This window comes from Qipengyuania gelatinilytica, assembly GCF_019711315.1.
Classification (GTDB): Bacteria; Pseudomonadota; Alphaproteobacteria; order Sphingomonadales; family Sphingomonadaceae; genus Qipengyuania; species Qipengyuania gelatinilytica.
Genome location: NZ_CP081294.1, coordinates 579,335 through 599,241, shown reverse-complemented (window position 1 = coordinate 599,241; position 19,907 = coordinate 579,335). Strand labels below are relative to the sequence as shown.

General features: G+C 62.3%; 24 protein-coding genes and 1 tRNA gene. 18 read left to right on the top strand and 7 right to left on the bottom strand.

Annotated elements, in window-relative coordinates:
- The 10 genes from K3136_RS02945 (at window position 1) to K3136_RS02900 (ending at window position 8,892) form a co-directional block, all read left to right on the top strand.
- Window positions 1–228, top strand: coding sequence for a hypothetical protein (locus K3136_RS02945; RefSeq protein WP_221431429.1), 228 nt, complete (start codon window positions 1–3; stop codon window positions 226–228).
- Complete coding sequence (gene mce / locus K3136_RS02940) at window positions 225–674, top strand: methylmalonyl-CoA epimerase (RefSeq protein ID WP_221431428.1); 450 nt, start codon at window positions 225–227, stop codon at window positions 672–674. Before K3136_RS02945 ends, mce begins: the two co-directional genes overlap by 4 nt.
- A gap of 9 nt (window positions 675–683) precedes the next feature.
- Window positions 684–1,214 carry a hypothetical protein gene (locus K3136_RS02935; RefSeq protein WP_221431427.1) on the top strand — a complete coding sequence of 177 codons (531 nt, stop codon included), beginning with the start codon at window positions 684–686 and terminating at the stop codon, window positions 1,212–1,214.
- A gap of 44 nt (window positions 1,215–1,258) precedes the next feature.
- On the top strand, window positions 1,259–3,415 hold the full coding sequence (scpA, locus tag K3136_RS02930) for a methylmalonyl-CoA mutase (protein ID WP_221431426.1): 2,157 nt from the start codon (window positions 1,259–1,261) through the stop codon (window positions 3,413–3,415).
- Window positions 3,416–3,432: 17 nt separating this feature from the next.
- Window positions 3,433–3,936, top strand: a complete 504-nt coding sequence (locus K3136_RS02925) for a lysozyme inhibitor LprI family protein (protein WP_221431425.1) — start codon at window positions 3,433–3,435, stop codon at window positions 3,934–3,936.
- Complete coding sequence (gene bioB, locus K3136_RS02920; RefSeq protein WP_221431424.1) at window positions 3,933–4,943, top strand: biotin synthase BioB; 1,011 nt, start codon at window positions 3,933–3,935, stop codon at window positions 4,941–4,943. Before K3136_RS02925 ends, bioB begins: the two co-directional genes overlap by 4 nt.
- The gene (locus K3136_RS02915; protein WP_221431423.1) at window positions 4,940–5,725 is read left to right on the top strand and encodes a heme-dependent oxidative N-demethylase family protein; all 786 of its coding nucleotides are present in this window, start codon (window positions 4,940–4,942) and stop codon (window positions 5,723–5,725) included. The genes bioB and K3136_RS02915 overlap by 4 nt, the downstream gene beginning before the upstream one ends.
- 134 nt (window positions 5,726–5,859) lie before the next feature.
- Window positions 5,860–6,294, top strand: coding sequence for a hypothetical protein (locus tag K3136_RS02910; RefSeq protein WP_221431422.1), 435 nt, complete (start codon window positions 5,860–5,862; stop codon window positions 6,292–6,294).
- Window positions 6,295–6,371: 77 nt separating this feature from the next.
- A complete protein-coding gene (locus K3136_RS02905; protein WP_221431421.1) occupies window positions 6,372–8,438 on the top strand; it encodes an acetyl-CoA carboxylase biotin carboxylase subunit in 2,067 nt (688 codons plus the stop codon).
- Between the two features lie 196 nt (window positions 8,439–8,634).
- The gene (locus K3136_RS02900; RefSeq protein WP_221431420.1) at window positions 8,635–8,892 is read left to right on the top strand and encodes a hypothetical protein; all 258 of its coding nucleotides are present in this window, start codon (window positions 8,635–8,637) and stop codon (window positions 8,890–8,892) included.
- 32 nt (window positions 8,893–8,924) lie between these two features.
- Here K3136_RS02900 and K3136_RS02895 read toward each other — a convergent pair whose 3' ends face one another.
- From K3136_RS02895 to K3136_RS02880, 4 genes are read right to left on the bottom strand one after another with little or no spacing between them, the layout of a single operon-like run.
- A complete protein-coding gene (locus K3136_RS02895; protein ID WP_221431419.1) occupies window positions 8,925–9,311 on the bottom strand; it encodes a hypothetical protein in 387 nt (128 codons plus the stop codon).
- A gap of 47 nt (window positions 9,312–9,358) precedes the next feature.
- Window positions 9,359–10,135 (bottom strand): cyclase family protein, encoded by a 777-nt coding sequence (locus K3136_RS02890; protein ID WP_221431418.1) that lies wholly within the window; start codon window positions 10,133–10,135, stop codon window positions 9,359–9,361.
- An 11-nt stretch (window positions 10,136–10,146) separates the two neighbouring features.
- Window positions 10,147–11,256 carry a 3-dehydroquinate synthase gene (gene aroB, locus K3136_RS02885; protein WP_221431417.1) on the bottom strand — a complete coding sequence of 370 codons (1,110 nt, stop codon included), beginning with the start codon at window positions 11,254–11,256 and terminating at the stop codon, window positions 10,147–10,149.
- Complete coding sequence (locus K3136_RS02880; protein ID WP_221431416.1) at window positions 11,247–11,816, bottom strand: shikimate kinase; 570 nt, start codon at window positions 11,814–11,816, stop codon at window positions 11,247–11,249. Before K3136_RS02880 ends, aroB begins: the two co-directional genes overlap by 10 nt.
- Before the next feature lie 70 nt (window positions 11,817–11,886).
- Between K3136_RS02880 and K3136_RS02875 the strand changes: the two genes are divergently transcribed.
- The 5 genes from K3136_RS02875 to K3136_RS02855 all read left to right on the top strand — a co-directional run bounded on the left by K3136_RS02875 (window position 11,887) and on the right by K3136_RS02855 (window position 17,300).
- Entirely contained in the window at window positions 11,887–12,027 is a 141-nt protein-coding gene (locus K3136_RS02875) for a hypothetical protein (RefSeq protein WP_221431415.1), read from the top strand.
- Window positions 12,024–13,871 (top strand): hypothetical protein, encoded by a 1,848-nt coding sequence (locus K3136_RS02870; RefSeq protein WP_221431414.1) that lies wholly within the window; start codon window positions 12,024–12,026, stop codon window positions 13,869–13,871. The genes K3136_RS02875 and K3136_RS02870 overlap by 4 nt, the downstream gene beginning before the upstream one ends.
- Before the next feature lie 7 nt (window positions 13,872–13,878).
- Window positions 13,879–14,757 (top strand): tyrosine recombinase, encoded by an 879-nt coding sequence (locus K3136_RS02865; RefSeq protein ID WP_221431413.1) that lies wholly within the window; start codon window positions 13,879–13,881, stop codon window positions 14,755–14,757.
- Between the two features lie 10 nt (window positions 14,758–14,767).
- On the top strand, window positions 14,768–15,712 hold the full coding sequence (locus K3136_RS02860) for an acetyl-CoA carboxylase carboxyltransferase subunit alpha (protein WP_221431412.1): 945 nt from the start codon (window positions 14,768–14,770) through the stop codon (window positions 15,710–15,712).
- A gap of 112 nt (window positions 15,713–15,824) precedes the next feature.
- Window positions 15,825–17,300 (top strand): M48 family metalloprotease, encoded by a 1,476-nt coding sequence (locus K3136_RS02855; protein ID WP_221431411.1) that lies wholly within the window; start codon window positions 15,825–15,827, stop codon window positions 17,298–17,300.
- Window positions 17,301–17,377: 77 nt separating this feature from the next.
- On the opposite strand, the gene K3136_RS02850 is transcribed toward K3136_RS02855, so the two are convergent.
- Both K3136_RS02850 and K3136_RS02845 read right to left on the bottom strand, forming a co-directional pair.
- Window positions 17,378–17,551, bottom strand: a complete 174-nt coding sequence (locus tag K3136_RS02850) for a Flp family type IVb pilin (RefSeq protein ID WP_221431410.1) — start codon at window positions 17,549–17,551, stop codon at window positions 17,378–17,380.
- 133 nt (window positions 17,552–17,684) lie between these two features.
- On the bottom strand, window positions 17,685–17,861 hold the full coding sequence (locus K3136_RS02845) for a Flp family type IVb pilin (RefSeq protein WP_221431409.1): 177 nt from the start codon (window positions 17,859–17,861) through the stop codon (window positions 17,685–17,687).
- A 155-nt stretch (window positions 17,862–18,016) separates the two neighbouring features.
- On the opposite strand from K3136_RS02845, the gene K3136_RS02840 reads away from it, so the two are divergent.
- Window positions 18,017–18,370, top strand: coding sequence for a (deoxy)nucleoside triphosphate pyrophosphohydrolase (locus K3136_RS02840; RefSeq protein WP_247711413.1), 354 nt, complete (start codon window positions 18,017–18,019; stop codon window positions 18,368–18,370).
- Between the two features lie 44 nt (window positions 18,371–18,414).
- Window positions 18,415–18,491 (top strand) — tRNA-Arg (locus K3136_RS02835).
- Window positions 18,492–18,920: 429 nt separating this feature from the next.
- On the opposite strand, the gene K3136_RS02830 is transcribed toward K3136_RS02835, so the two are convergent.
- Window positions 18,921–19,319, bottom strand: a complete 399-nt coding sequence (locus tag K3136_RS02830) for a metallopeptidase family protein (RefSeq protein ID WP_221431408.1) — start codon at window positions 19,317–19,319, stop codon at window positions 18,921–18,923.
- 95 nt (window positions 19,320–19,414) lie between these two features.
- Between K3136_RS02830 and K3136_RS02825 the strand changes: the two genes are divergently transcribed.
- A complete protein-coding gene (locus tag K3136_RS02825; RefSeq protein ID WP_221431407.1) occupies window positions 19,415–19,906 on the top strand; it encodes a hemerythrin domain-containing protein in 492 nt (163 codons plus the stop codon).
- Window position 19,907 lies beyond the last annotated feature (1 nt).

Sequence of the window (19,907 nt, the reverse complement as noted above, 5' to 3'; positions counted from 1 at the left end):
ATGGATGCGCTGGCCAAACTGCTGATTTTTGGGATCATCGCCGGATGGGCTGCGAACATGATCGGAGCATTGGCCACAGGAAAGATCGTGCGATTTCCATCGCGTCTGCTTGTGTTTTTCGATCGTGAGGAAGACCGCGGTGCATTCTATGTGCAGATGATCATCACCACGATATTATCTTTGCTTGGCCTCGGCCTCATTCTGGCAATTTATTGGGAAGCGTTATGAAACTCGGCCGTCTCAACCACATCGGCGTCGCCACGCCCTCGATCGAAGAATCGATCCGCTATTACCGTGATGTCATGGGCGCGACCTCGTTCCACAAGCCCTTCGATCTCGAGGCGCAGGGGGTGAAAGTCTGCTTCGTCGACACGCCCGGCGAGAACGGCACGAATGGCACGCAGATCGAGCTGATCGAGCCGCTCGGCCCCGACAGCCCGATCGCCAAGTTCCTCGAAAAGAACCCCGCCGGCGGGCAGCACCACGTCTGCTACGAGGTCGAGGACACCGAGGACGCGCGCAAATGGTTCGAGGACATGGGCAAGCGCATCCTCGGCCCCACGCGCATCGGCGCGCATGGCACGCCCATCTTCTTCCTCCACCCCAAGGACATGATGGGCCAGCTGACCGAGATCATGGAAACGCCCAAATCGGGCGCGCACTGGTCGAACTGATCCTGTGCCATGACGCGCAAGAGGGAGCGGCATCTCTTCGAATGGAACGAGGCCAAGCCGTTCAGCTGGAAGGGTTTCCTGCAAGGGCTCAAGGAAGACCGCCGCAGGGCGGAGGAACGATCCGAGGGCTGGGGCGGCGTGGTTGCGCTCGTCGCTCTCACCGCCTTCATATTCGGCGCAGGTTATGTCGAGTTTTTCGGCCCCGGCCTTGAATCCACCAATTATATCCGCCGCAACTGGCCGCCCGATCCCGAGCTGGGGAAATATTATCGCTGGGTCGGCTGGGGCTTTCTGGGTCTGGGGGCATGGACAGCCCTTGGTACCCTATGGATAGCGGGGCGCGAGGGGATGTCGGCGGCGCGGTTCGTCAAAAGCCTCTGGGTCGTAGCAGTGATCGCGCTGGGCGGGCTCTACTGGTTTGCAACGGCGCACCAGTACGACCGCTGGTTCGCGATCCATGGCGAGATGACGCAGGAAGAATTGCGCGCAGCACCCGCCTGGACCGAGCCGGGTCTGCCGCCTCTCGACGAGCTTTTCTAAGCACCGGCTTTTCTGCGCATAGGAATGCGGTTAGGGGATCGGCCATGACCGATGCACCCAAATACGAAGACTGGAAGCCCCTCGCCGACAAGGAGGTGAAGGGGCGCGACCTGACTTGGCACACGCCTGAAGGCATTGCGGTGAAGCCGCTCTATACCAGCGAGGACACCGCCGATCTCGACCCCGGCGTTCCCGGCATCGCGCCGTTCACGCGCGGACCCTATGCCTCGATGTACACCGGCCGTCCGTGGACCATCCGCCAGTATGCGGGTTTCTCCACCGCCGAGGAATCGAACGCCTTCTATCGCCGCAACCTCGCGGCGGGTCAGAAGGGGCTGAGCGTCGCTTTCGACCTTGCCACCCACCGCGGCTATGACAGCGACCACCCGCGCGTAGTTGGCGATGTCGGCAAGGCGGGCGTCGCGATCGATACCGTGCGCGACATGGAAATCCTGTTCGACCAGATCCCGCTCGACACGATGAGCGTCAGCATGACGATGAACGGCGCGGTGATCCCCGTGCTGGCCTTCTACATCGTCGCGGCGGAGCGGCAGGGCGTTTCGCAGGACAAGCTTGCCGGGACCATCCAGAACGACATCCTCAAGGAGTTCATGGTCCGCAACACCTATATCTACCCGCCCGAACCGAGCATGCGGATCGTCTCCGACATCATCGCATATACCTCGGCCAACATGCCGAAATTCAACAGCATTTCGATCTCGGGCTACCACATGCACGAGGCCGGGGCGACGGCGGTGCAGGAGCTCGCCTTCACCATTGCCGACGGCAAGGAATACGCCAAGCGCGCGATGGAAGCGGGCCTCGATATCGACGCTTTCGCGCCGCGCCTGTCCTTCTTCTGGGGCATCGGCATGAACTTCTTCATGGAGATCGCCAAGATGCGCGCCGCGCGTGCATTGTGGCACGATGTCATGACCGACCTCGGCGCGCAGAACCCCAAGTCGAAGATGCTGCGCACGCACTGCCAGACTTCGGGTGTCTCGTTGCAGGAGCAGGACCCCTATAACAACGTCATCCGCACCACGATCGAGGCGATGGCAGCGGTGCTGGGCGGCACGCAGTCGCTTCACACCAACGCGCTGGACGAAGCGATCGCGCTGCCGACCGATTTCAGCGCCCGCATTGCGCGCAACACGCAGCTGGTGATCCAGGAGGAGACCGGTATCACCAATGTCGCCGATCCCTTGGGCGGCAGCTATTACATCGAAAGCCTCACCGCCGCGCTGGTGGAGCAGGCCAAGGCCATGCTCGACGAGGTCGAAGCGTCAGGCGGCATGACCGAATATGTCGCCAGCGGCAAACCCAAGGCGCAGATCGAGGAAGCGGCCGCAGCGAAGCAGGCAAGCGTCGACAAGGGCGAGACCGTGATCGTCGGCGTGAACAAGTACCGCCTCGCCGAAGAGGCCGATATCGACACGCTCGACATCGACAACCACGCCGTTCGCCAGAGCCAGATCGCACGCCTCAAGAAGGTGCGCGAAGGACGCGACGAGTTCGCCTGCCGGGCCGCGCTCGATGCGCTTGCACGCGGTGCGGGACAGCGCGAAGGCAATCTGCTCGAACTCGCGGTCGAGGCTGCCCGCCACGATGCGACGCTGGGCGAAATCAGCCAGGCGATGGAAGACGCCTACGGCCGCTACGACACCATGCCGAAGCCCGTTCGCGGCGTGTATTCGCAGGCCTATTCGGAAGACGCCCGCTACCAGCAGGTTGTTGCGGGCGTGAAGGCGGTCGAACGCCGTTTGGGCCGCGCGCCGAAACTGATGGTCGCCAAGATGGGCCAGGACGGCCACGACCGCGGCGCCAATGTCATCGCCTCCGCCTTTGCCGACATGGGTTTCGAGGTCGTCTCCGGCCCGCTGTTCCAGACGCCGGAGGAAACGCGCGACATGGCGCTCGAAAACGATGTCGACGCCATCGGCGCGAGCAGCCTTGCGGCGGGTCACAAGACGCTCATCCCCGAACTGATCGGCCTTCTGAAAGACGCGGGCCGCAGCGACATCAAGGTCATCGCCGGCGGCGTGATCCCTCAGAAAGATTACGACTTTCTGCGCGATGCCGGGGTGCAGGGCATCTACGGCCCGGGCAGCAATGTGGTGGAATGCGCGGCGGACGTACTGCGCCTGCTCGGTCACAATATGCCGCCTGCAGGCGAGGATCTGGACGAGGCGGCGGAGTGAAGAAACTATCGTTGCTCATGGCTGCATCAGCATTGCTGATCGGACCTCCAGCCTTGGCCGAAGACGGTGTCCAAGCCATCTTTGCCGACGAGGGGTTGTCGGTCGGGCAGCAGTATTCAAAAGCGGCTCATTTTTGTGCGAACGACGCCTACCCCAATGAATTCAATTGCGCGCAAGCTCTTTCGAAACGCGCGGAAGCCCAGCTGGCCATGTCGGTTCGCAAATACGAGCAGGTTGCCATGCTCATCTCCAAGGAAGAAATTTCGAGATGCTCAGCTACCGCTGACACTGAAAGTAGTCCGCAATGCGATGGCACCGATATCGTCACCGACCTCATGGAATCGCAGCGCGCTTGGGAATTGTACCGCAATCATCAATGCTCCTTGGAAGCGCGTGATTCACGCGGTGGATGGGGAGCGAGTGCCAACTACTGGCTTTGCAACGCTCGCCTTATCGGCAATCGCCTAAGCAATTTGCAAACCATCTTTCGCTCTTACGAAGCACAATTCGAGGTTCAATGACCCAAATCCGCACCGACTGGACCGGCGAGGAAATCGCGGGGCTGTTCGACCTTCCCTTTACCGAACTGCTGTTCCAAGCCGCCACCATCCACCGCGAGTTTCATCCGCCCGAGCAGATCCAGCTCTGCACGCTGCTGTCGATCAAGACCGGCGGGTGTCCGGAGGATTGCGGCTATTGTTCGCAGTCCGTGAAAGCCGATAGCGGGGTCGAGGCGACCAAGCTGATGGAGGTGCAATCGGTCCTCCAGCGCGCGGCGCAGGCCAAGGATTCAGGCTCCCAGCGTTTCTGCATGGGCGCGGCGTGGCGCAATCCCAAGGACCGCGACATGCCCGCGATCGTCGAGATCGTGAAGGGCGTGCGCGCCATGGGGCTGGAGACCTGCATGACATTGGGCATGCTGACGCCGAAGCAGGCGGATATGCTGAAAGAAGCAGGTCTCGATTACTACAACCACAATGTCGACACGGGCCCCGAATATTACGAGCGCGTGATATCGACCCGCAATTACCAGGACCGGCTCGATACGCTGCAGAACGTGCGCGATGCGGGCATCAATGTGTGCAGCGGCGGGATCGTGGGCATGGGCGAAACGCGCGAGGATCGGGTGGGCTTCGTCCACACGCTCGCCACGCTGGAGCGCCATCCCGAAAGCGTGCCGGTCAACGCGCTGGTGCCGGTCAAGGGGACGGTGCTGGACGACATGCTGGCCGACACACCACTCGCCAAGATCGACGATATCGAATTCGTCCGCACCGTGGCGGTGTCGCGTATCACCATGCCGATGAGCATGGTGCGGCTGTCGGCGGGGCGCGAGAGCATGAGCGAAGCCACGCAGGCGCTGTGCTTCATGGCGGGCGCGAACTCGATCTTCACCGGCGACAAGCTGCTGACCGCTCCGAACGCAGGCGACGACAGCGACGCGGCGCTGTTTGCGAAGCTGGGGCTGACGGCGCTGGCGCAGGAAGAGCCGATGCGGGCGTGCAGGGTGGCGGAGCCTGCCGAGTGAGGCTTGGCTTCTCCGTCGACGCGTTGCTGCGCAAGGCGCGGGGGGGCGGCGTGCTGAAGATGGGGCTCGCCAAGCTGGACGAGGGGGCATGGCTCCAGCCCGATCCCGACCTTGCTGCGCGCGCGGCGGGGTTCGAGGACTTTCCTGAAGGCATCAAGACCTCTTCCGAGGGTGACGCTGCGGGGGCAGAACTTGCCGCCATGCTTGGCCTCACCGGCGGCCTGCCCGAAGCCGCCGCAGCGCATCACGAGGACATGTGCCTCCTCACTTTGCGTCCCGGTGAAGATCAATATCGCGTTGTCGGCGCAGCCGTCGCATGGCCTTCCGACTGGACGCCCGCCGACAAGATGGGCCTCCCCTTGCGCGCACTTCATGCGCCGATCCAGGGCTATGAGGAGCAGCTTGCGAGCGGGGTCGATCATTTCATGGCCAAGCTCAAACCGGGCGCAATCTACGGGCGCTGCAACTGGTTCATCGCCGCCACTGGCGAGAAGCGTTGGGTGGCCGGGCCGCCCGAGCAAGCTTTCGCCCATGTCACGCCCAACAATGCAGGCGAGACCCTGTTCGTGCGCTCCGAACGGCAAACCCTGCGCCGCCTTTCGGAAACCAACGCGATCCTCTTCACCATCGGCATTTATGTCTCGCCGCTGGGCGAACTTTCACACGAGAACCAGCAGCGTCTCGCCACTGCCGTCACCTCGCTGCTCGAAGGCGAAGGCGGCCGCCGCGGCGCACAGGCCTATGCCCACGCGCTGGCAGGCTATGTGGCGCATCGGGAGTAACCCTCCTGCCCCGGCCATGGGCAATTGACTTTATCGCTTCTGAAGCCTGTTTTCCCCCTTGTTCCGATCCCAATCAAGGATCGGGTTCCGGGTCGCTTCTCGGGGTCGCGTTCCTTTACAGGGGAGTGGACTGTATGAAGAAGCTTGTACTCGCTGTGGCCGCAATCGGCCTTGCAATTCCGGCAGCGCCGGCATTTGCAGACAATCACGAAGAACCCGTACTGGCAGAGCTCGACTGGTACCGGATCAACTTGATGAAGTGGAAACCGGGCAAGGGCGAACGTGCTCATGAGATCATCGAGATGTTCCAGAAGGTCGATGAAGCTCTCGGGCAGAGCGGCGTGATCGATTTCCACATGGCTACCGGCGAATGGGATTCGATCGTCGCCCTGCCGATGCGACAGGGCATCGCTGCCATGGGCTGGAGTGAAAACCCCGAAGGCAAGAAGTGGGAAGCCGAGTTTATCCGCCAGGCAGGCGGCGAGGACAAGGCGAAAGCCATCTGGGAAGAATTCGATTCCCTGATCGCGCGTCAACAGCGCCATATCGGTCATATCGACCGCGATTGAGGCATCTGCCTTGATACCGGGCCTCCGCTACGGCATGGGCGTGCATACGTTTGTACACCTGCCTTTCGGAGGCCCGATTGTTTTCCAAGATCCTGATTGCAAACCGCGGCGAGATTGCCTGCCGCGTCATCAAGACCGCCAAGCGCATGGGTATCCAGACGGTTGCCGTCTATTCCGATGCCGATGCCCGCGCGCCTTTCGTGCGCATGGCGGACGAGGCGGTACATATCGGGCCCGCTCCTGCGGCGGAAAGCTACCTGATCGCGGACAAGATCATCGACGCCTGCAAGCAAACCGGCGCCGAAGCGGTGCATCCGGGCTATGGCTTCCTGTCCGAACGCGCGAGCTTCGTCGAGGCGCTTGAGGCGGAGAACATCGCTTTCATCGGCCCGCCGACCAATGCCATCGCTGCGATGGGCGACAAGATCGAATCCAAGAAGCTGGCGAAGGAAGCGGGCGTGAATGTCGTCCCCGGCTTCGTGGGCGAAATCCGCGATACCGACCACGCGGTCGAGATCAGCAACGACATCGGCTATCCGGTGATGATGAAGGCCAGCGCCGGCGGCGGCGGCAAGGGCATGCGCCTCGCGTGGAGCGAGAAGGATGTGCGCGAAGGCTTCGAGGCGACCAAGCGCGAAGGTCTCAACTCCTTCGGCGATGACCGCGTCTTCATCGAGAAATTCATCGAGAACCCGCGCCACATCGAGATCCAGATCCTCGGCGACAAGCACGGCAACGTGATCTACTTGAACGAGCGCGAATGCTCGATCCAGCGCCGCCACCAGAAGGTCGTGGAAGAGGCGCCGTCGCCCTTCGTGACGCCCAAGATGCGCAAGGCCATGGGCGAACAGTGCGTCGCATTGTCCAAGGCGGTCAATTATCACAGCGCCGGGACGGTCGAGCTGATCGTCTCGGGTGCCGATCCGACGGGCGAGAGCTTCTACTTCCTCGAAATGAACACCCGCCTGCAGGTGGAACATCCGGTGACCGAAGCTATCACCGGTGTCGATCTCGTCGAGCAGATGATCCGCGTTGCGGCAGGCGAAGAGCTCCAGATCAAGCAGGACGATGTAAAGATCGACGGCTGGGCGATCGAAAACCGCGTCTATGCCGAAGACCCCTATCGCGGCTTCCTGCCCTCGACTGGTCGCCTCTTGCGTTACCAGCCTCCGGTCGAGCCCTGGGCCGATGACGGCGAGGAAAACGGCCGTCGCGGGATCGACGGCATCCGCGTCGACGATGGCGTATTCGAAGGCGGTGAAGTGTCGATGTTCTACGACCCCATGATCGCCAAGCTGATCACATGGGGCGAGACGCGTGACGAGGCAGCCGACCTGCAGGTCGCCGCTCTCGACGCCTTCCGTATCGAGGGACTTGGCCACAATGTCGATTTCCTCAGCGCGATCATGCAGCACGAGCGCTTCCGTTCGGGTGAGCTCACCACCGGCTTCATCGCCGAGGAATATCCCGAAGGTTTCGAGGGCGCGCCGGCAAGCGACCAGCTGAAGAGCGTCCTGGCCGCCGTGGGCGGCGTGATCGCGACGGCCGATGCGGACCGCGCGCGCCGGATCAACCAGCAGCTCGATGGCGACGAATACGCGCCGGGCGACTGGACGATCCGCATCGGCGAACGCGAGGAAGGTTCGACCACGCACGAGGTCGTGCTGGAGGAGAATGCGCTCACGGTCGATGGCGAACAGGTTACGATCGAAATGCAGTACACGCCCGGCGAGCCGATGGTGGATGTCGCGCTGTGGGATAATGATGCAGGCGAGGATGACGAGAAGGTGGATATCTACACGATCCAGCTCGCACCCACCCGCACGGGCTACAAGATGACTACGCGCGGTGCGACGCATACCCTCCGCATCCTCCAGACGCGGATCGCCGCCCTTGCCGGTCACATGATCGAGAAGGAACCGCCCGATCTTTCCAAGATGCTGATTTGTCCGATGCCGGGGCTGCTGGTGAAGCTGCACGTGGCCGAGGGCGAGGAAGTCCAGCCCGGACAGCCGCTCGCCACGGTCGAGGCCATGAAGATGGAAAACATCCTCCGCGCCGAAAAGCAGGCGACGGTCGGCAAGATCAATGCAGGCGAGGGCGACAGCCTTGCCGTGGACGAGGTCATCCTCGAACTCGAATAGGTTTATTTCAGAATCGAAAAGCGCGCGCGGCGATTAACCAAATCGCCGCGCAATTGCGTGTTTCCGGACCTTTTCGAATCTTGCGAATTCGCGGCTTCAGTCGCGATTCAAGGTAAATGCACTTTTAAGAATTGGCCCGTGCGGTGATAATTCCTGTCTTCGAGTCGCTTCGGAAACACTGAAGCAGGAGCAAATTATGGCACACAGGGGAACAGGGTTCTTCGATACCAGGGGCAATTATTACAAGACCCCCGAAGACGCGACGATCAGCGACCTCGCTGGCATTCTGGGAAAGATCGGCGAAGGCGACAGTCTTGCGCCGGGCATCGCACAGATGCTGCTCGACCGCCGCAGCGAGATTGAACGTCTTTTTGCCGAACACGACACGATGATGGCCGAATACCAGCCGCATGGCGCTGGCAAGGTCACCCAGCTGAAGGCACGCGCGAGCTAATTCGCGCGGCCTTCCCAAGGCTGGCGGTCAGGTCAGAACGTATCCGAGAAGCTCACGTTGGTGATGGTCAGTCCACCCGGCAGTTCATCGACGTTGAACTTCCACTGGATCAGCAGATCGCGATGCTGGCAGACGTAATTGAGATGGAACCGCAGTTCCGTCGTGTAGTCCCGCGATTGCAGGATGCACCGCTCTACCGGTCCGTAGATATCGACAGCGTTGCGTGCCTGCCCGCCGAGTGAGGTGAGCTCGGCGCCCTTCGACGCGAATAGCGGGCTGCCGCTGGCCGCAGCATGGATCGCTTCCTGCATTTTCTCCGCTTCGATAAGCGCGATAATCGGTGCGACTGCTGCTTCGGCACGGGCGAAATCTGCGGCATCGGGTTTGGACACGATTTCACGAGTGGTGTCCTGGGCCATGCTCGGTACGGCGACCGCGGCAAGCGCGGCACTCAAGAAAATCCTTTTCATGCAATGCCTTCTAGCATCGCCACTGCGCGAATCCACCCCGCACTTGCCCGCTCGATCTTCACGGGAAAGCAGCTGAAGGTGAAACCATGTGACGGCAGGCTTTCGAGGTTGGTGAGCTTCTCGATCTGGTAATAGGGCCGGATGCGGCCGGCCTTATGACCTTCCCAGATAATGGCCGGATCGCGGTTCTCCGCCCAGCGCTTTGCCGTGTGGCTGAAGGGGGCATCCCAACTCCATGCATCGGTACCGACCACTTCCACACCGCGCTCGGTCAGCCACAGGGTCGCTTCCGCGCCGAGGCCTACGCCCTGGTCGGTGAAATTCTCGGTGCCGTAGATAGCGCCCGACTGCACCAGCACGATGTCGAGAGGCTGAAGGTCGTAGCCGATCCTGTCGAATGCCTCTTCTACCTCCGCAGCGCTCACCACGTGGCCGTGCGGCAAATGACTGAAATCGAGCTTCACTCCCGGCCGGAAGAACCGGTCGAGCGGAGCCTCGTCGATGCTCGGTGCGGGGCTGGCGCCGTCATCTGTGGTCGAATGGTAGTGCCACGGCGCATCCATATGGGTGCCGTTGTGGGTCGAAAGTTCGAGCATTTCGACCGCCCAGCCTTCGCCATCCGGCAAATCGGACTTCTCAAGCCCCGGGAAGAACATGGCGATCTGCTCCCACGTGTTCTCGTGGGTCATGTACTGGATCTTGGGCCGCATCACCTCCGGGTCGGAGACGACATCGTTGGTGATCGGGATGGACAGGTCGATAAAGCGCGTCATGGGCGCTAAGACTAATGCGCCTGAAGCTCTTCGTCGAGGAAGGCCGCAATGTCGGCCATGTCGACATCGCGCGCCAACCATGCCTCGCCAATGCCGCGCAGCAGGATGAAGGGCAGGGTGCCCGCGTCCATCTTCTTGTCGTGGAGCATGTGATCGGCGAGCTTGCGTCCGTCGCAATCGAGGCCGAGCGCGGAAATTTCGGCAGGTAATCCCGCAGCATCCACTGCACGCGTCACGCGGGCCGCATCGTCCAGCGACAGTTCGCCGCGCCGTGCGGAATAGCGGGCCGCCAGAACCATGCCCAGCGCCACGGCCTCTCCATGAAGGAGGCGATCGGAGAAGCCCGTCTCGGCTTCGAGCGCATGGCCGAAGGTGTGGCCGAGGTTGAGAAGGGCGCGCGCGCCGCTGGTCTCGCGCTCGTCCTCTGCGACGATCCGCGCCTTGGCTGCCACGCTGTTCGCAACTGCCCGTTCGAGCGGTTCCGGCTGGAGCGCGACGACATTGCCGCCTTCGCCTTCGAGCCATTCGAAAAAGCCTGCGTCGCCCAGAACGCCGTATTTCAGCACCTCGGCATAGCCCGCCCGCAATTCTCGCGGGGGAAGGGTGGACAGCGCATCGAGATCGGCCAGCACCAGAGAGGGCTGGTGGAACGCGCCAATCAGGTTCTTGCCCGCAGGGGTATTGATTGCGGTCTTTCCACCGACCGAGCTGTCTACCTGAGCCAGCAGGGTCGTGGGCAATTGCACGAATCCGCAGCCGCGCTTGAGGATGGCGCAGGCAAATCCGGTGAGATCGCCGACAACGCCGCCGCCAAGGGCCAGCACGTGATCCCCGCGCTCGACACCTTCGGAAAGCAGCCAGTCGGTCAGTCGTGCGAGGCTGTCCCAGCTTTTCGATCCTTCGCCCGGTTCGACATCGTACCAGCGCGGCTCCTTGCCTGCTGCCTCGAGCGATCGGGCGAGCGCTTCGCCCCAATGTTGGCGTGCATTGGCATCGGCCACGATCGGCACGCGGGTCTTGCGCAGGAAGGGGGCTGCTTCCTCGGCCACATTGGCGAGCAGGCCGGTGCCGACACGCACTTCGTAGCTGCGTCCCGCAAGATCGACGGGGATTACTGCCATGCGTCGAGCTCCTGCAGGATGCGTTCGACGGTCGCTTCGTGCGGTCCGTCATCGGTTACGACATGGATTTGCGCCTGCGAGTAGGCAGGGCCGCGCTGTTCCTTGAGGTTGAAAAGGATCTCGCGCGGATCGCCCGTCTTCAGGAGCGGGCGGGTGTCGCGGCGTGAAGTGCGTTCGACAAGCGTGTCGAGATCGCAATCGAGCCAGATCGCCAAGCCCTTTTCCAGCACCAGCGCACGGGTCTCTTGGTCGACGAAGGCGCCACCGCCGGTTGCGATCACGCCGTAACCCTCTTCCATCAACCGGGCGATCACGCGTCGTTCGCCATCGCGGAAATAGGCCTCTCCATGGGCTTCGAAGATTTCGCTCACCGATCGGTCGGCGGCACGTTCGATTTCCTCGTCGGCATCGACGAAGCTGCGCGAGAGCGCATTGGCGAGCCTGCGGCCGATGGTCGACTTGCCCACGCCCATCAGCCCGACCAGCACCAGCGGGCGCGTGATACGCCCTGCCAGCGCCGGAAGGTCCAATTCACCGGTCGAAGTGTGTGCGTTGCTCATTGCCGCTCGGCCTATAGATGCGCTAGGGCGCGGGCAAGGCATCGGATTGTTCACCGGGGATACGAAAAACTTGGCCGTCAAACGTTCGCGCATCGCAGGCATTGCCATCCTCGGCATCCTCGCTGTCCTGATCATCGCCTGGATCGACGGCGGGGAAGAGCCGTTGCGCACCATTTCCGAACCTGTCGAATTGCCGGAGTCGCTGCGATGAAGCGCGCTTACCTCCTCGCAGGCGGCGCGCTTGTGCTGTGCTCTACGCTGGTCATGGCCCAGAGCGCTCCGGAAAGCCTTCTTCCTCCCGGCGTCGGGCAGCCCGCGCCGACGCCCACACCGGCGCCTGTGCCGACTGCGACCAGCGCGCCCTCGGCTCCTGCCGATCCGACGGCCCCGGCACCGCCGCAGGGCTCCGAAGTCGTTCAGCCGATCCCCAGCACGCCCGGGCCGGTCGATACTTCCGGAGTATCGCTGTCGGACATTCCATCGGTAGAGGAACTCGAAGAACTGACGGTCGACGAGCTCGACGATCTTCTGGGCCTCAAACCGCGCTACGACATTCCTCCTGCGGCTCGCCGGTCGACCGAACGGGTCGGCATTATCGATGAAAGGGAAGGCGGACTGCCGGTCGCTTCGCTTGCCCGCCAGCCGGCTTCCATCGTGCGTGCTGCCCTGGCCAATACCAGTCAGCCGCTCGTCTCGCGCTGGGGGCATATCCTCATGCGCCGCGCACTCGCGAGCCGCCTTGCCGCGCCAGAAGGCATGAATCCGGTCGAATTCGCCGCGCTGCGGGCCGCAGCGCTCAACGCCATGGGCGAGCATTCCGCGGCCCGAGCGCTGGTCCAGGACGTGGATACGGCAGACTATTCTTCCGAACTGACCGAAGCCGCGCTCGACGCCTATGTCGGGACTGGGGACATCACCGGCGCCTGTCCTGTCGTGCGCCTCGGACAAGCCGATCGCGACGATGTGCAGTGGAAGATGTTCGAGGGTATTTGTGCCGCCTACGCAGGCGAAACGACCGCTGCGAACAATGAACTGCGCCGCCTGCTCAGCCGTACGGAAGAAGACCGCATCGATGTCCTGCTGGCGCAGCGTTACGCTGGTGCCGCCGGGCAGGGCCGGCGCGCGGTCACCATCGAATGGGACGGTATCGAGGCGATGAACCCCTGGCGGTTTGCGCTCGCCAACGCGCTTGGCGAACCGATTCCCGATGGTCTGCTCGAACAGCTCGGCCCTTATTACCTCAAGGCAGGGGCCAGCACGCCTGCGCTTCCAATTGTGCAGCGCCTGCGCGGTGCCGACCTGGCAGCCGCGGCGGGCATCTTCTCTTCCGCTGCGATGGTGGACCTCTATTCGCAGCTCTATGCTGACCGCGGAGAGCAGCAGGATGCCGATGCGGCAATCGCCCGCGCTGCCCGCCTGCGCGACGCCTATGTCGACCCCGATGCCGGCGCCCGTCTCGCAGCGATCCGTGATGTCTGGTCGGGCGATGACGAATATGCCGGACTGGTCCTGACCGCCTATGCTTCCGCGCGCCTCACGCCGAGCAATGATTTCGAGGACGATGCCCCGCGGCTGATCGCTTCCATGCTGACGGCAGGCCTCGATCGGGATGCGATGCGCTGGGCCGATGTCGTGGAAGAAGGAAGCGTGGGCTGGGCGCTGCTGGCGCTCGCCAATCCGCAGGATGTCGCGGTGACCGACGGGCAGCTTGCCACGTTCGAGAATGGCGACGAATCTTCCGGCCAGCGCAAGTCGAAGATGCTGCTAGCAGGGCTCGCGGGTCTGGGCCGCACCGATGCCGATAATATCGCTGAATATAGCGAGCGACTGGGCGTCAACCTGCGCGCCCCGACCGCATGGACCCGCATGATCGACAAGGCAGCCGAGGCCAACAACGGCGCGCTTGTCGTGATGCTCGCCGGACTTGGCATGCAGGGCACGAACTGGGACCAGATGACCGCGCGTCATCTCTATCACATCGTGTCGGCACTCAATCGCGTCGGCCTCAATGCCGAAGCCCGGATGATCGCCGCGGAGGCGGTCGCGCGGGCCTGATCGGGCCATGAGCGATATCGAGGATTTCCTCGCCATGCTCGCCGCAGAGCGGGGAGCGGCGCGCAATACCCTTCTGGCCTACGGGCGGGACCTGCACCAGGCCGAGGAACTGCTCGGGGGCGACTTGGCGAACGCTACACCGGCCCAGCTCGCCAAGCTGGGGCAGGGCTGGTCCTCGCTCGCGCCTTCCACCATGGCGCGCAAGATTTCCGCGCTGCGCCAGTTCTTCGGCTTCCTGATGGACGAGGGCGAGCGCGAGGATGATCCGACCCACGCGCTGCCGCGTCCCACGACCCGTAGGCCGCTGCCCAAAATTCTCGGCCATGCGCAGGTGGAGGCGCTGTTCCAGCAAGCAGAGGCAGAGGCAAAGAGCGACCGGCCGGAATCGGTTCGCATGCTGGCCATGCTCGAACTGCTCTATGGCTCGGGACTGCGCGCAACCGAACTCGTCTCGCTGCCGATGTCCGCAGTTCCTCGCGACGAACCGTTCCTGACGGTTACGGGCAAGGGTGGGCAGGCCCGCCTCGTCCCGGTGAGCAAGCGCGCGAAGCAGGCTCTGTCACGCTGGCTGGCGGTGCGACCGACCGGTTCGCAATGGCTGTTTCCCTCACGCACCAAGCATCTCTCGCGCGTCAGATTGTTCCAGACGCTGAAAGAACTCGCGGTGCGGGCCGATCTCCCACCTGAAAAGCTGAGCCCCCACGTTCTGCGCCATGCCTTTGCAACGCACCTGCTGGAGGGCGGGGCGGACCTGCGCGCGCTTCAGACCTTGCTAGGTCATGCCGATATCGCGACCACGCAAATCTACACGCATGTCGACGCAGCGCGGCTCGTGAAGCTGGTCAACGAGCGCCACCCGCTTGCGCAGTCCCGCCGTAGCGACTAGCGGGTCTGCGATGGTTTCCTATCTCGAATTCGAAAAGCCGGTCGCAGAACTTGAAAAGCGCATTGCCGAATTGCGCAATGCGTCGGAAGGCGACGATGTCGATATCTCCAAGGAGCTTGAAAGGCTCGAGGTGAAAAGCGCGGACTTGCTCGCGACCACCTACGAATCGCTTTCGCCCTGGCAGAAGACGCAGGTTGCACGTCACCCCTCGCGCCCGCATTTCCGCGACTATGTGGAGCATGCGTTCGAAGAATTCGTGCCGCTGGGCGGTGACCGCGCCTTTGGCGAAGATGAAGCGATCCTTGGCGGCTTTGCCAAGCTGAATGGCCGCAAGGTCATGCTGATCGGCCACGAGAAGGGCAACGATACTGCCAGCCGCATCCGTCACAATTTCGGCATGGGTAAGCCCGAAGGCTACCGCAAGGCGATTCGCCTGATGGAAATGGCCGGGCGTTTCGGACTTCCCGTGGTGACGCTGGTCGACACCTCGGGCGCATTCCCCGGCGTGGAAGCCGAAGAGCGCGGCCAGGCAGAAGCCATTGCCCGTTCGACCGAGGCCTGCCTTGCGCTGCCGGTCCCGATGGTCGCAACCATCGTGGGCGAAGGTGGCTCGGGCGGCGCAGTCGCGCTTGCCAGCGCCGAGCGCGTCCTGATGCTCGAACACGCGGTCTATTCCGTGATTTCGCCCGAAGGCTGCGCCTCGATCCTGTGGCGCACGGCCGAAAAGGCTCCCGATGCCGCCGAAGCGATGAAGATCACCGCGCAGAACCTGAAGAAGCTCGGTGTGATCGACCGGATCGTCAACGAGCCTGTCGGCGGGGCGCATCGCGATCCCAAGGCAATGGCGGAAGCGCTGGGCCAGGCGATCGGCGAAGAACTGGACATGCTGTCGAAAACCTCTCCCGACGAGCTCAAGCGAATGCGTGAAGAGCGCTTCCTCAGGATCGCCGGCTGAACCGTTCCGGAAGCGTGCGGGAACAAAGCTCCGCATCCCCTTGTTATCTCTGACACAAACGAACCGGCTGCGCGGCGGATAGATCCGTGCGGCTTTGCGAAGGGGAGCTTCCATGACCGCAACCAAGAGAATCGCCTTATCTTCCGTTGGCTTGGCCTTCGCTCTTACGGGCTGCGCTGCGCTACCCGGAGGCGGGTCGATCCCGGATGCTTCGGCACCCATTACGCAGGACGAGGCCCAGATAGGCGCGGAGGCTCATCCCCAATTGCTCGCTGAATTCGGCGGCGCGATGACCGGATCGCAGGCGCAATATGTCGAGCAGGTCGGCAAGAATATCGCCGTTCAGTCAGGCCTCGGCAATGCACGCGAGAGCTTCACCATCTCGCTGCTCAACAGCTCGGTGAACAACGCCTTCGCGATCCCGGGTGGTTACGTCTACACGACGCGGCAGCTCGTCTCGCTGATGAACAACGAGGCCGAACTGGCCGGCGTGCTGGGTCATGAGGTCGGTCATGTTGCCGCCCGCCATTCGCAGCGACGCCAGAAGACCGCATCGCAGAACCAGATACTCGGTGTGCTCGGGGCAATCGCGTCGAGTGTGCTCCTCGGCGATACGGGTATCGGGCAGCAATTGGGGCAGCTTTCGCTCCAGGGGGCGCAACTCTTTACCCTCAGCTATTCACGCAGGCAGGAAACGGAAGCCGACAATCTCGGCATTACCTATCTCGGGCGCGCCGGATACGATCCGCGCGCGATGGGAACCGTCCTGGCGAGCCTAGCTGCCCAGAATGCGCTCGATGCCCGCTTGCAGGGACGCGACAGTGCGCGCCTGCCGGAATGGGCTTCGACGCACCCCGATCCTGCCAGCCGGGTGCAGGCCGTTCTGCAGCAGACGCAAGGGATGACCGGAGTCGTCAACCGCGATTCCTTCCTGACGCGGATAGACGGGCTCATCTATGGAGACGATCCAAAGCAGGGTGTGATCGAGGGCCGCCAATTCATTCACCCGGATCTGCGGCTTTCCTTCACCGCACCGCAGGGTTTCTACATGATCAACGGCACGCGCGAGGTCAGTATTTCGGGCCAGTCCGGCAAAGCCGTATTCTCGCTGGCGCCGTACAATGGCAATCTCAACGCCTATGTGCAGAGCGTCTTTTCCGCGTTGAGCCAGCAGCAGCAGATCACACCGTCCAATATCCAGACGCGTACCGTCAACGGATTGCCGGCGGCTTTCGGGACGGCGCGGGTCAATAACGGCCAGAGCCAGGTCGATGTGACGGTCTTCGCGTATGAATTCGCGAACGATCGCGCCTATCACTTCCTCGCGATCACTCCGGCCGGACAGGCGAGCACGTTCAACCAGATGTATTCGTCGGTCCGCCGTATCTCGACGCAGGAGGCGGCGCAGGTCGTACCGCGCGTGCTCGATGTAATCACCGTTCGTAGCGGCGATACCGTGAGTTCGCTCTCGCGCCGGATGGCTTATTCCACTGCGCAGGAAGAACGCTTCCGCGTCCTCAACGGCCTTGGTGCGAATGATCAGCTCCAGGCCGGCCAGAAGGTGAAGATCGTCATCCGCGGAAGCTGATCGACATTTCCTTCAGGCAAAGAAAAAGGCGGCGAGGGGAAATCCCTCGCCGCCCTTTTTGTATCGACAATCGCCGATTAGACGTTGGCGGTAGCCATTTCGTCCGACACCGTGGTGAAGGTGGCGTCGAGCTGGTTGCCGAGTGCGCCCATTGCGGTCATTGCAGCAACGGCGATCAGAGCAGCGATAAGGCCGTACTCGATTGCGGTTGCGCCTTCTTCGTTGTTGCGCAGCTTGTTGATGAACTTCATGTTATGTCTCCTGGTTCAGTCTTCGTACCCGGCTCGCACCGCGTCCTACGGCTTGAGCTATCCTCGTTCTGACGCCGACAAGTTGACAAATCGTAACCGTGCCAGCGTCTTTTTGACCTCTTCACCCTGCGTCTTAGATTCCTGCGTTCTGCATTTCGGTCGAGATCCCATTCCACATGTCGATCGTCGTTTGTCCGAAAGCTTCCACAGCCCCCATCAGGGCCAAGAAGATCAGTGAGAGGATCAGCCCGTATTCAACAGCAGTCGCACCGCGGTCGTCGGCTTTCAGTTTTTTCAGAAACTCGACCACTTCGGTTGCCCCCAATGTCAATTCGTAGCTGACATCCTTTGGGTACTCGGGCAGGTGTTAAGAAAAAGTTGCGGGGTCACGAAAGTTTGGAAAATTTCCCGACAATCACCTTGGTAGTTGCCCTAGCCCTGCGGGGCGGGGACGGGCGCTGGCTCATGCACAAACGGCCCGACCACAAGCATCACGGTGGCTTGTGGGAATTTCCTGGCGGTAAGGTCGAGTCGCACGAAACCCCTGCAAATGCGCTGGTTCGAGAGATCGAGGAGGAACTCGGGATCGCGATTCGGATCGAAGATCTTGCGCCGTCCGGATTCGCACAGGAGGCAGACGGCACGCGTGAGCGCCCGATTGTCATACTCCTTTACACATGTTCCCATTGGGAGGGTGAGCCGCAGGCACTCGAAGGCGGGGCAGTGGACTGGTTCGGCGCCGATGAAGTGGCTGCGCTGGACAAGCCGCCGCTCGATATCGCGCTTGCGGCATCATTGATGGAAAAATACGCGGATTAGGTGTTGCCAAGGCCGCAGCACCCACCTATGTGCCGCCCTCCAACGCGCCAGTAGCTCAGCTGGATAGAGTACCTGACTACGAATCAGGCGGTCGGAGGTTCGAATCCTTCCTGGCGCGCCATAAAAGCCCATGACCCCGCAAGGGTCGTGGGCTTTTGTGGTTTTGGGCCTTTTTCCAGCTGCCAGTGTCACCCGGATATGTGACAGCAGCTGGACACAGTCTCCTCACAACATGCGCCTGACGGTCGATGGTCCATTGCGCCGCGCCAGAACCCCAATAAGGTGCGCCTGCATCCTGCGATCAATGGCTTGGGGACGAAGCCTGCGCGGGATGGAAGGGGACAAGCATGGTCATAAGGTCGCACGAATCCATCCGGCGCGCTGCAGCGTTTAACCGGGCCAGTATTCATAAGGGGCAGGTCGATGCGGCCGGTCCGGCGCAAGAGTTACAGGGAAGCGGAGGGTCTTTCCGCACCTGTCTTACGCAGCCGGGCTTTGCAGCATCCCTGGGCGCGGCGGACACCAGCCAGCAGGCCTGAACGCCCGCGCGTCAGTCCGCGTTGTCTTCCAGCCAGTGCATGTCGTCGTCGGAAAAGCCGAAGTGATGGCCAGCCTCATGAATCACCACGTGACGGACGAGGTCATCCATGCGGACGCCGGTGTCGCGCCATTCGGCGATGAGCGGTTCGCGAAATAGCCAGATCCGCGCAGGCATGCGGTGGCTTTCCCAGACGGATCGTTCGGTCAGTGCCACGCCTTCGTATAGGCCGGTCAGCTCCCACTTGCTGGCAAGCCCGACCGATTCGAGCTGTTCGGCCGTGGCGAAGTCTTCCACGCGCATCACGATCTCGCCCATCTGCTCGCGGAATTTCTCCGGCAGGTCGCGGACAACCGCTTCTGCCATCTGCTGCATCTGCGCCTGGGTGGGGCCGGAACGGTCTTGGCTCATGCCGCTGATATGCGGTGCCAGGTTCCTGCATTCAAGCATTGCTGGAACCGCCTTGCCTTCGGCCTGTTCTGAAAGGCGATAGGAGAATCAACCCGATGTCCGATGCCACCGAAATCTTCGCCCGCCTCAAGAAGGACCACGATAAGCACCGCGAGCTGCTGGACAAGCTTCTCCAGACCAGCGGCGACACCAAGGAGCGCGAAGAGCTTTTCGAAGAGCTGACCAAGGAATTGAAGGGCCACGCTGCCGCAGAAGAGCAGGCGCTTTATTCCACGATGCTGCGCAAACCGCCGACCACCGATGAGACGCGCCACTCGGTTGCCGAACATCACGAAATCGACGAAGCGCTCAACGATCTCGCCGCGACCGACATGTCGGAAGGTGCCTGGCTGACGAAATTCAAAAACTTCGACCACCAGTATCGCCATCACATCGAGGAAGAGGAGGAAGACCACTTCCCCGATTTCGAGAAATATCTCGACGAGAAGGACATGGAGCATATGCGCGCGGTCTTCGATCGGCGTAAGGAAGAAGAGAAGGCCGAAGCGGAAGTGACGCCTGAGAAAAAAGAGGACGCCAAGGAATAGC

Bases quoted from the DNA above. Each gene is read 5' to 3' on its own strand.
- K3136_RS02945 (WP_221431429.1), top strand. From the start codon at position 1: ATGGATGCGCTGGCCAAACTGCTGATTTTTGGGATCATCGCCGGATGG.
- mce (WP_221431428.1), top strand. From the start codon at position 225: ATGAAACTCGGCCGTCTCAACCACATCGGCGTCGCCACGCCCTCGATC.
- K3136_RS02935 (WP_221431427.1), top strand. From the start codon at position 684: ATGACGCGCAAGAGGGAGCGGCATCTCTTCGAATGGAACGAGGCCAAG.
- scpA (WP_221431426.1), top strand. From the start codon at position 1,259: ATGACCGATGCACCCAAATACGAAGACTGGAAGCCCCTCGCCGACAAG.
- K3136_RS02925 (WP_221431425.1), top strand. From the start codon at position 3,433: ATGGCTGCATCAGCATTGCTGATCGGACCTCCAGCCTTGGCCGAAGAC.
- bioB (WP_221431424.1), top strand. From the start codon at position 3,933: ATGACCCAAATCCGCACCGACTGGACCGGCGAGGAAATCGCGGGGCTG.
- K3136_RS02910 (WP_221431422.1), top strand. From the start codon at position 5,860: ATGAAGAAGCTTGTACTCGCTGTGGCCGCAATCGGCCTTGCAATTCCG.
- K3136_RS02900 (WP_221431420.1), top strand. From the start codon at position 8,635: ATGGCACACAGGGGAACAGGGTTCTTCGATACCAGGGGCAATTATTAC.
- K3136_RS02895 (WP_221431419.1), bottom strand. From the start codon at position 9,311: ATGGCCCAGGACACCACTCGTGAAATCGTGTCCAAACCCGATGCCGCA.
- K3136_RS02890 (WP_221431418.1), bottom strand. From the start codon at position 10,135: ATGACGCGCTTTATCGACCTGTCCATCCCGATCACCAACGATGTCGTC.
- aroB (WP_221431417.1), bottom strand. From the start codon at position 11,256: ATGGCAGTAATCCCCGTCGATCTTGCGGGACGCAGCTACGAAGTGCGT.
- K3136_RS02880 (WP_221431416.1), bottom strand. From the start codon at position 11,816: ATGAGCAACGCACACACTTCGACCGGTGAATTGGACCTTCCGGCGCTG.
- K3136_RS02870 (WP_221431414.1), top strand. From the start codon at position 12,024: ATGAAGCGCGCTTACCTCCTCGCAGGCGGCGCGCTTGTGCTGTGCTCT.
- K3136_RS02865 (WP_221431413.1), top strand. From the start codon at position 13,879: ATGAGCGATATCGAGGATTTCCTCGCCATGCTCGCCGCAGAGCGGGGA.
- K3136_RS02860 (WP_221431412.1), top strand. From the start codon at position 14,768: ATGGTTTCCTATCTCGAATTCGAAAAGCCGGTCGCAGAACTTGAAAAG.
- K3136_RS02855 (WP_221431411.1), top strand. From the start codon at position 15,825: ATGACCGCAACCAAGAGAATCGCCTTATCTTCCGTTGGCTTGGCCTTC.
- K3136_RS02850 (WP_221431410.1), bottom strand. From the start codon at position 17,551: ATGAAGTTCATCAACAAGCTGCGCAACAACGAAGAAGGCGCAACCGCA.
- K3136_RS02840 (WP_247711413.1), top strand. From the start codon at position 18,017: ATGCACAAACGGCCCGACCACAAGCATCACGGTGGCTTGTGGGAATTT.
- K3136_RS02830 (WP_221431408.1), bottom strand. From the start codon at position 19,319: ATGAGCCAAGACCGTTCCGGCCCCACCCAGGCGCAGATGCAGCAGATG.
- K3136_RS02825 (WP_221431407.1), top strand. From the start codon at position 19,415: ATGTCCGATGCCACCGAAATCTTCGCCCGCCTCAAGAAGGACCACGAT.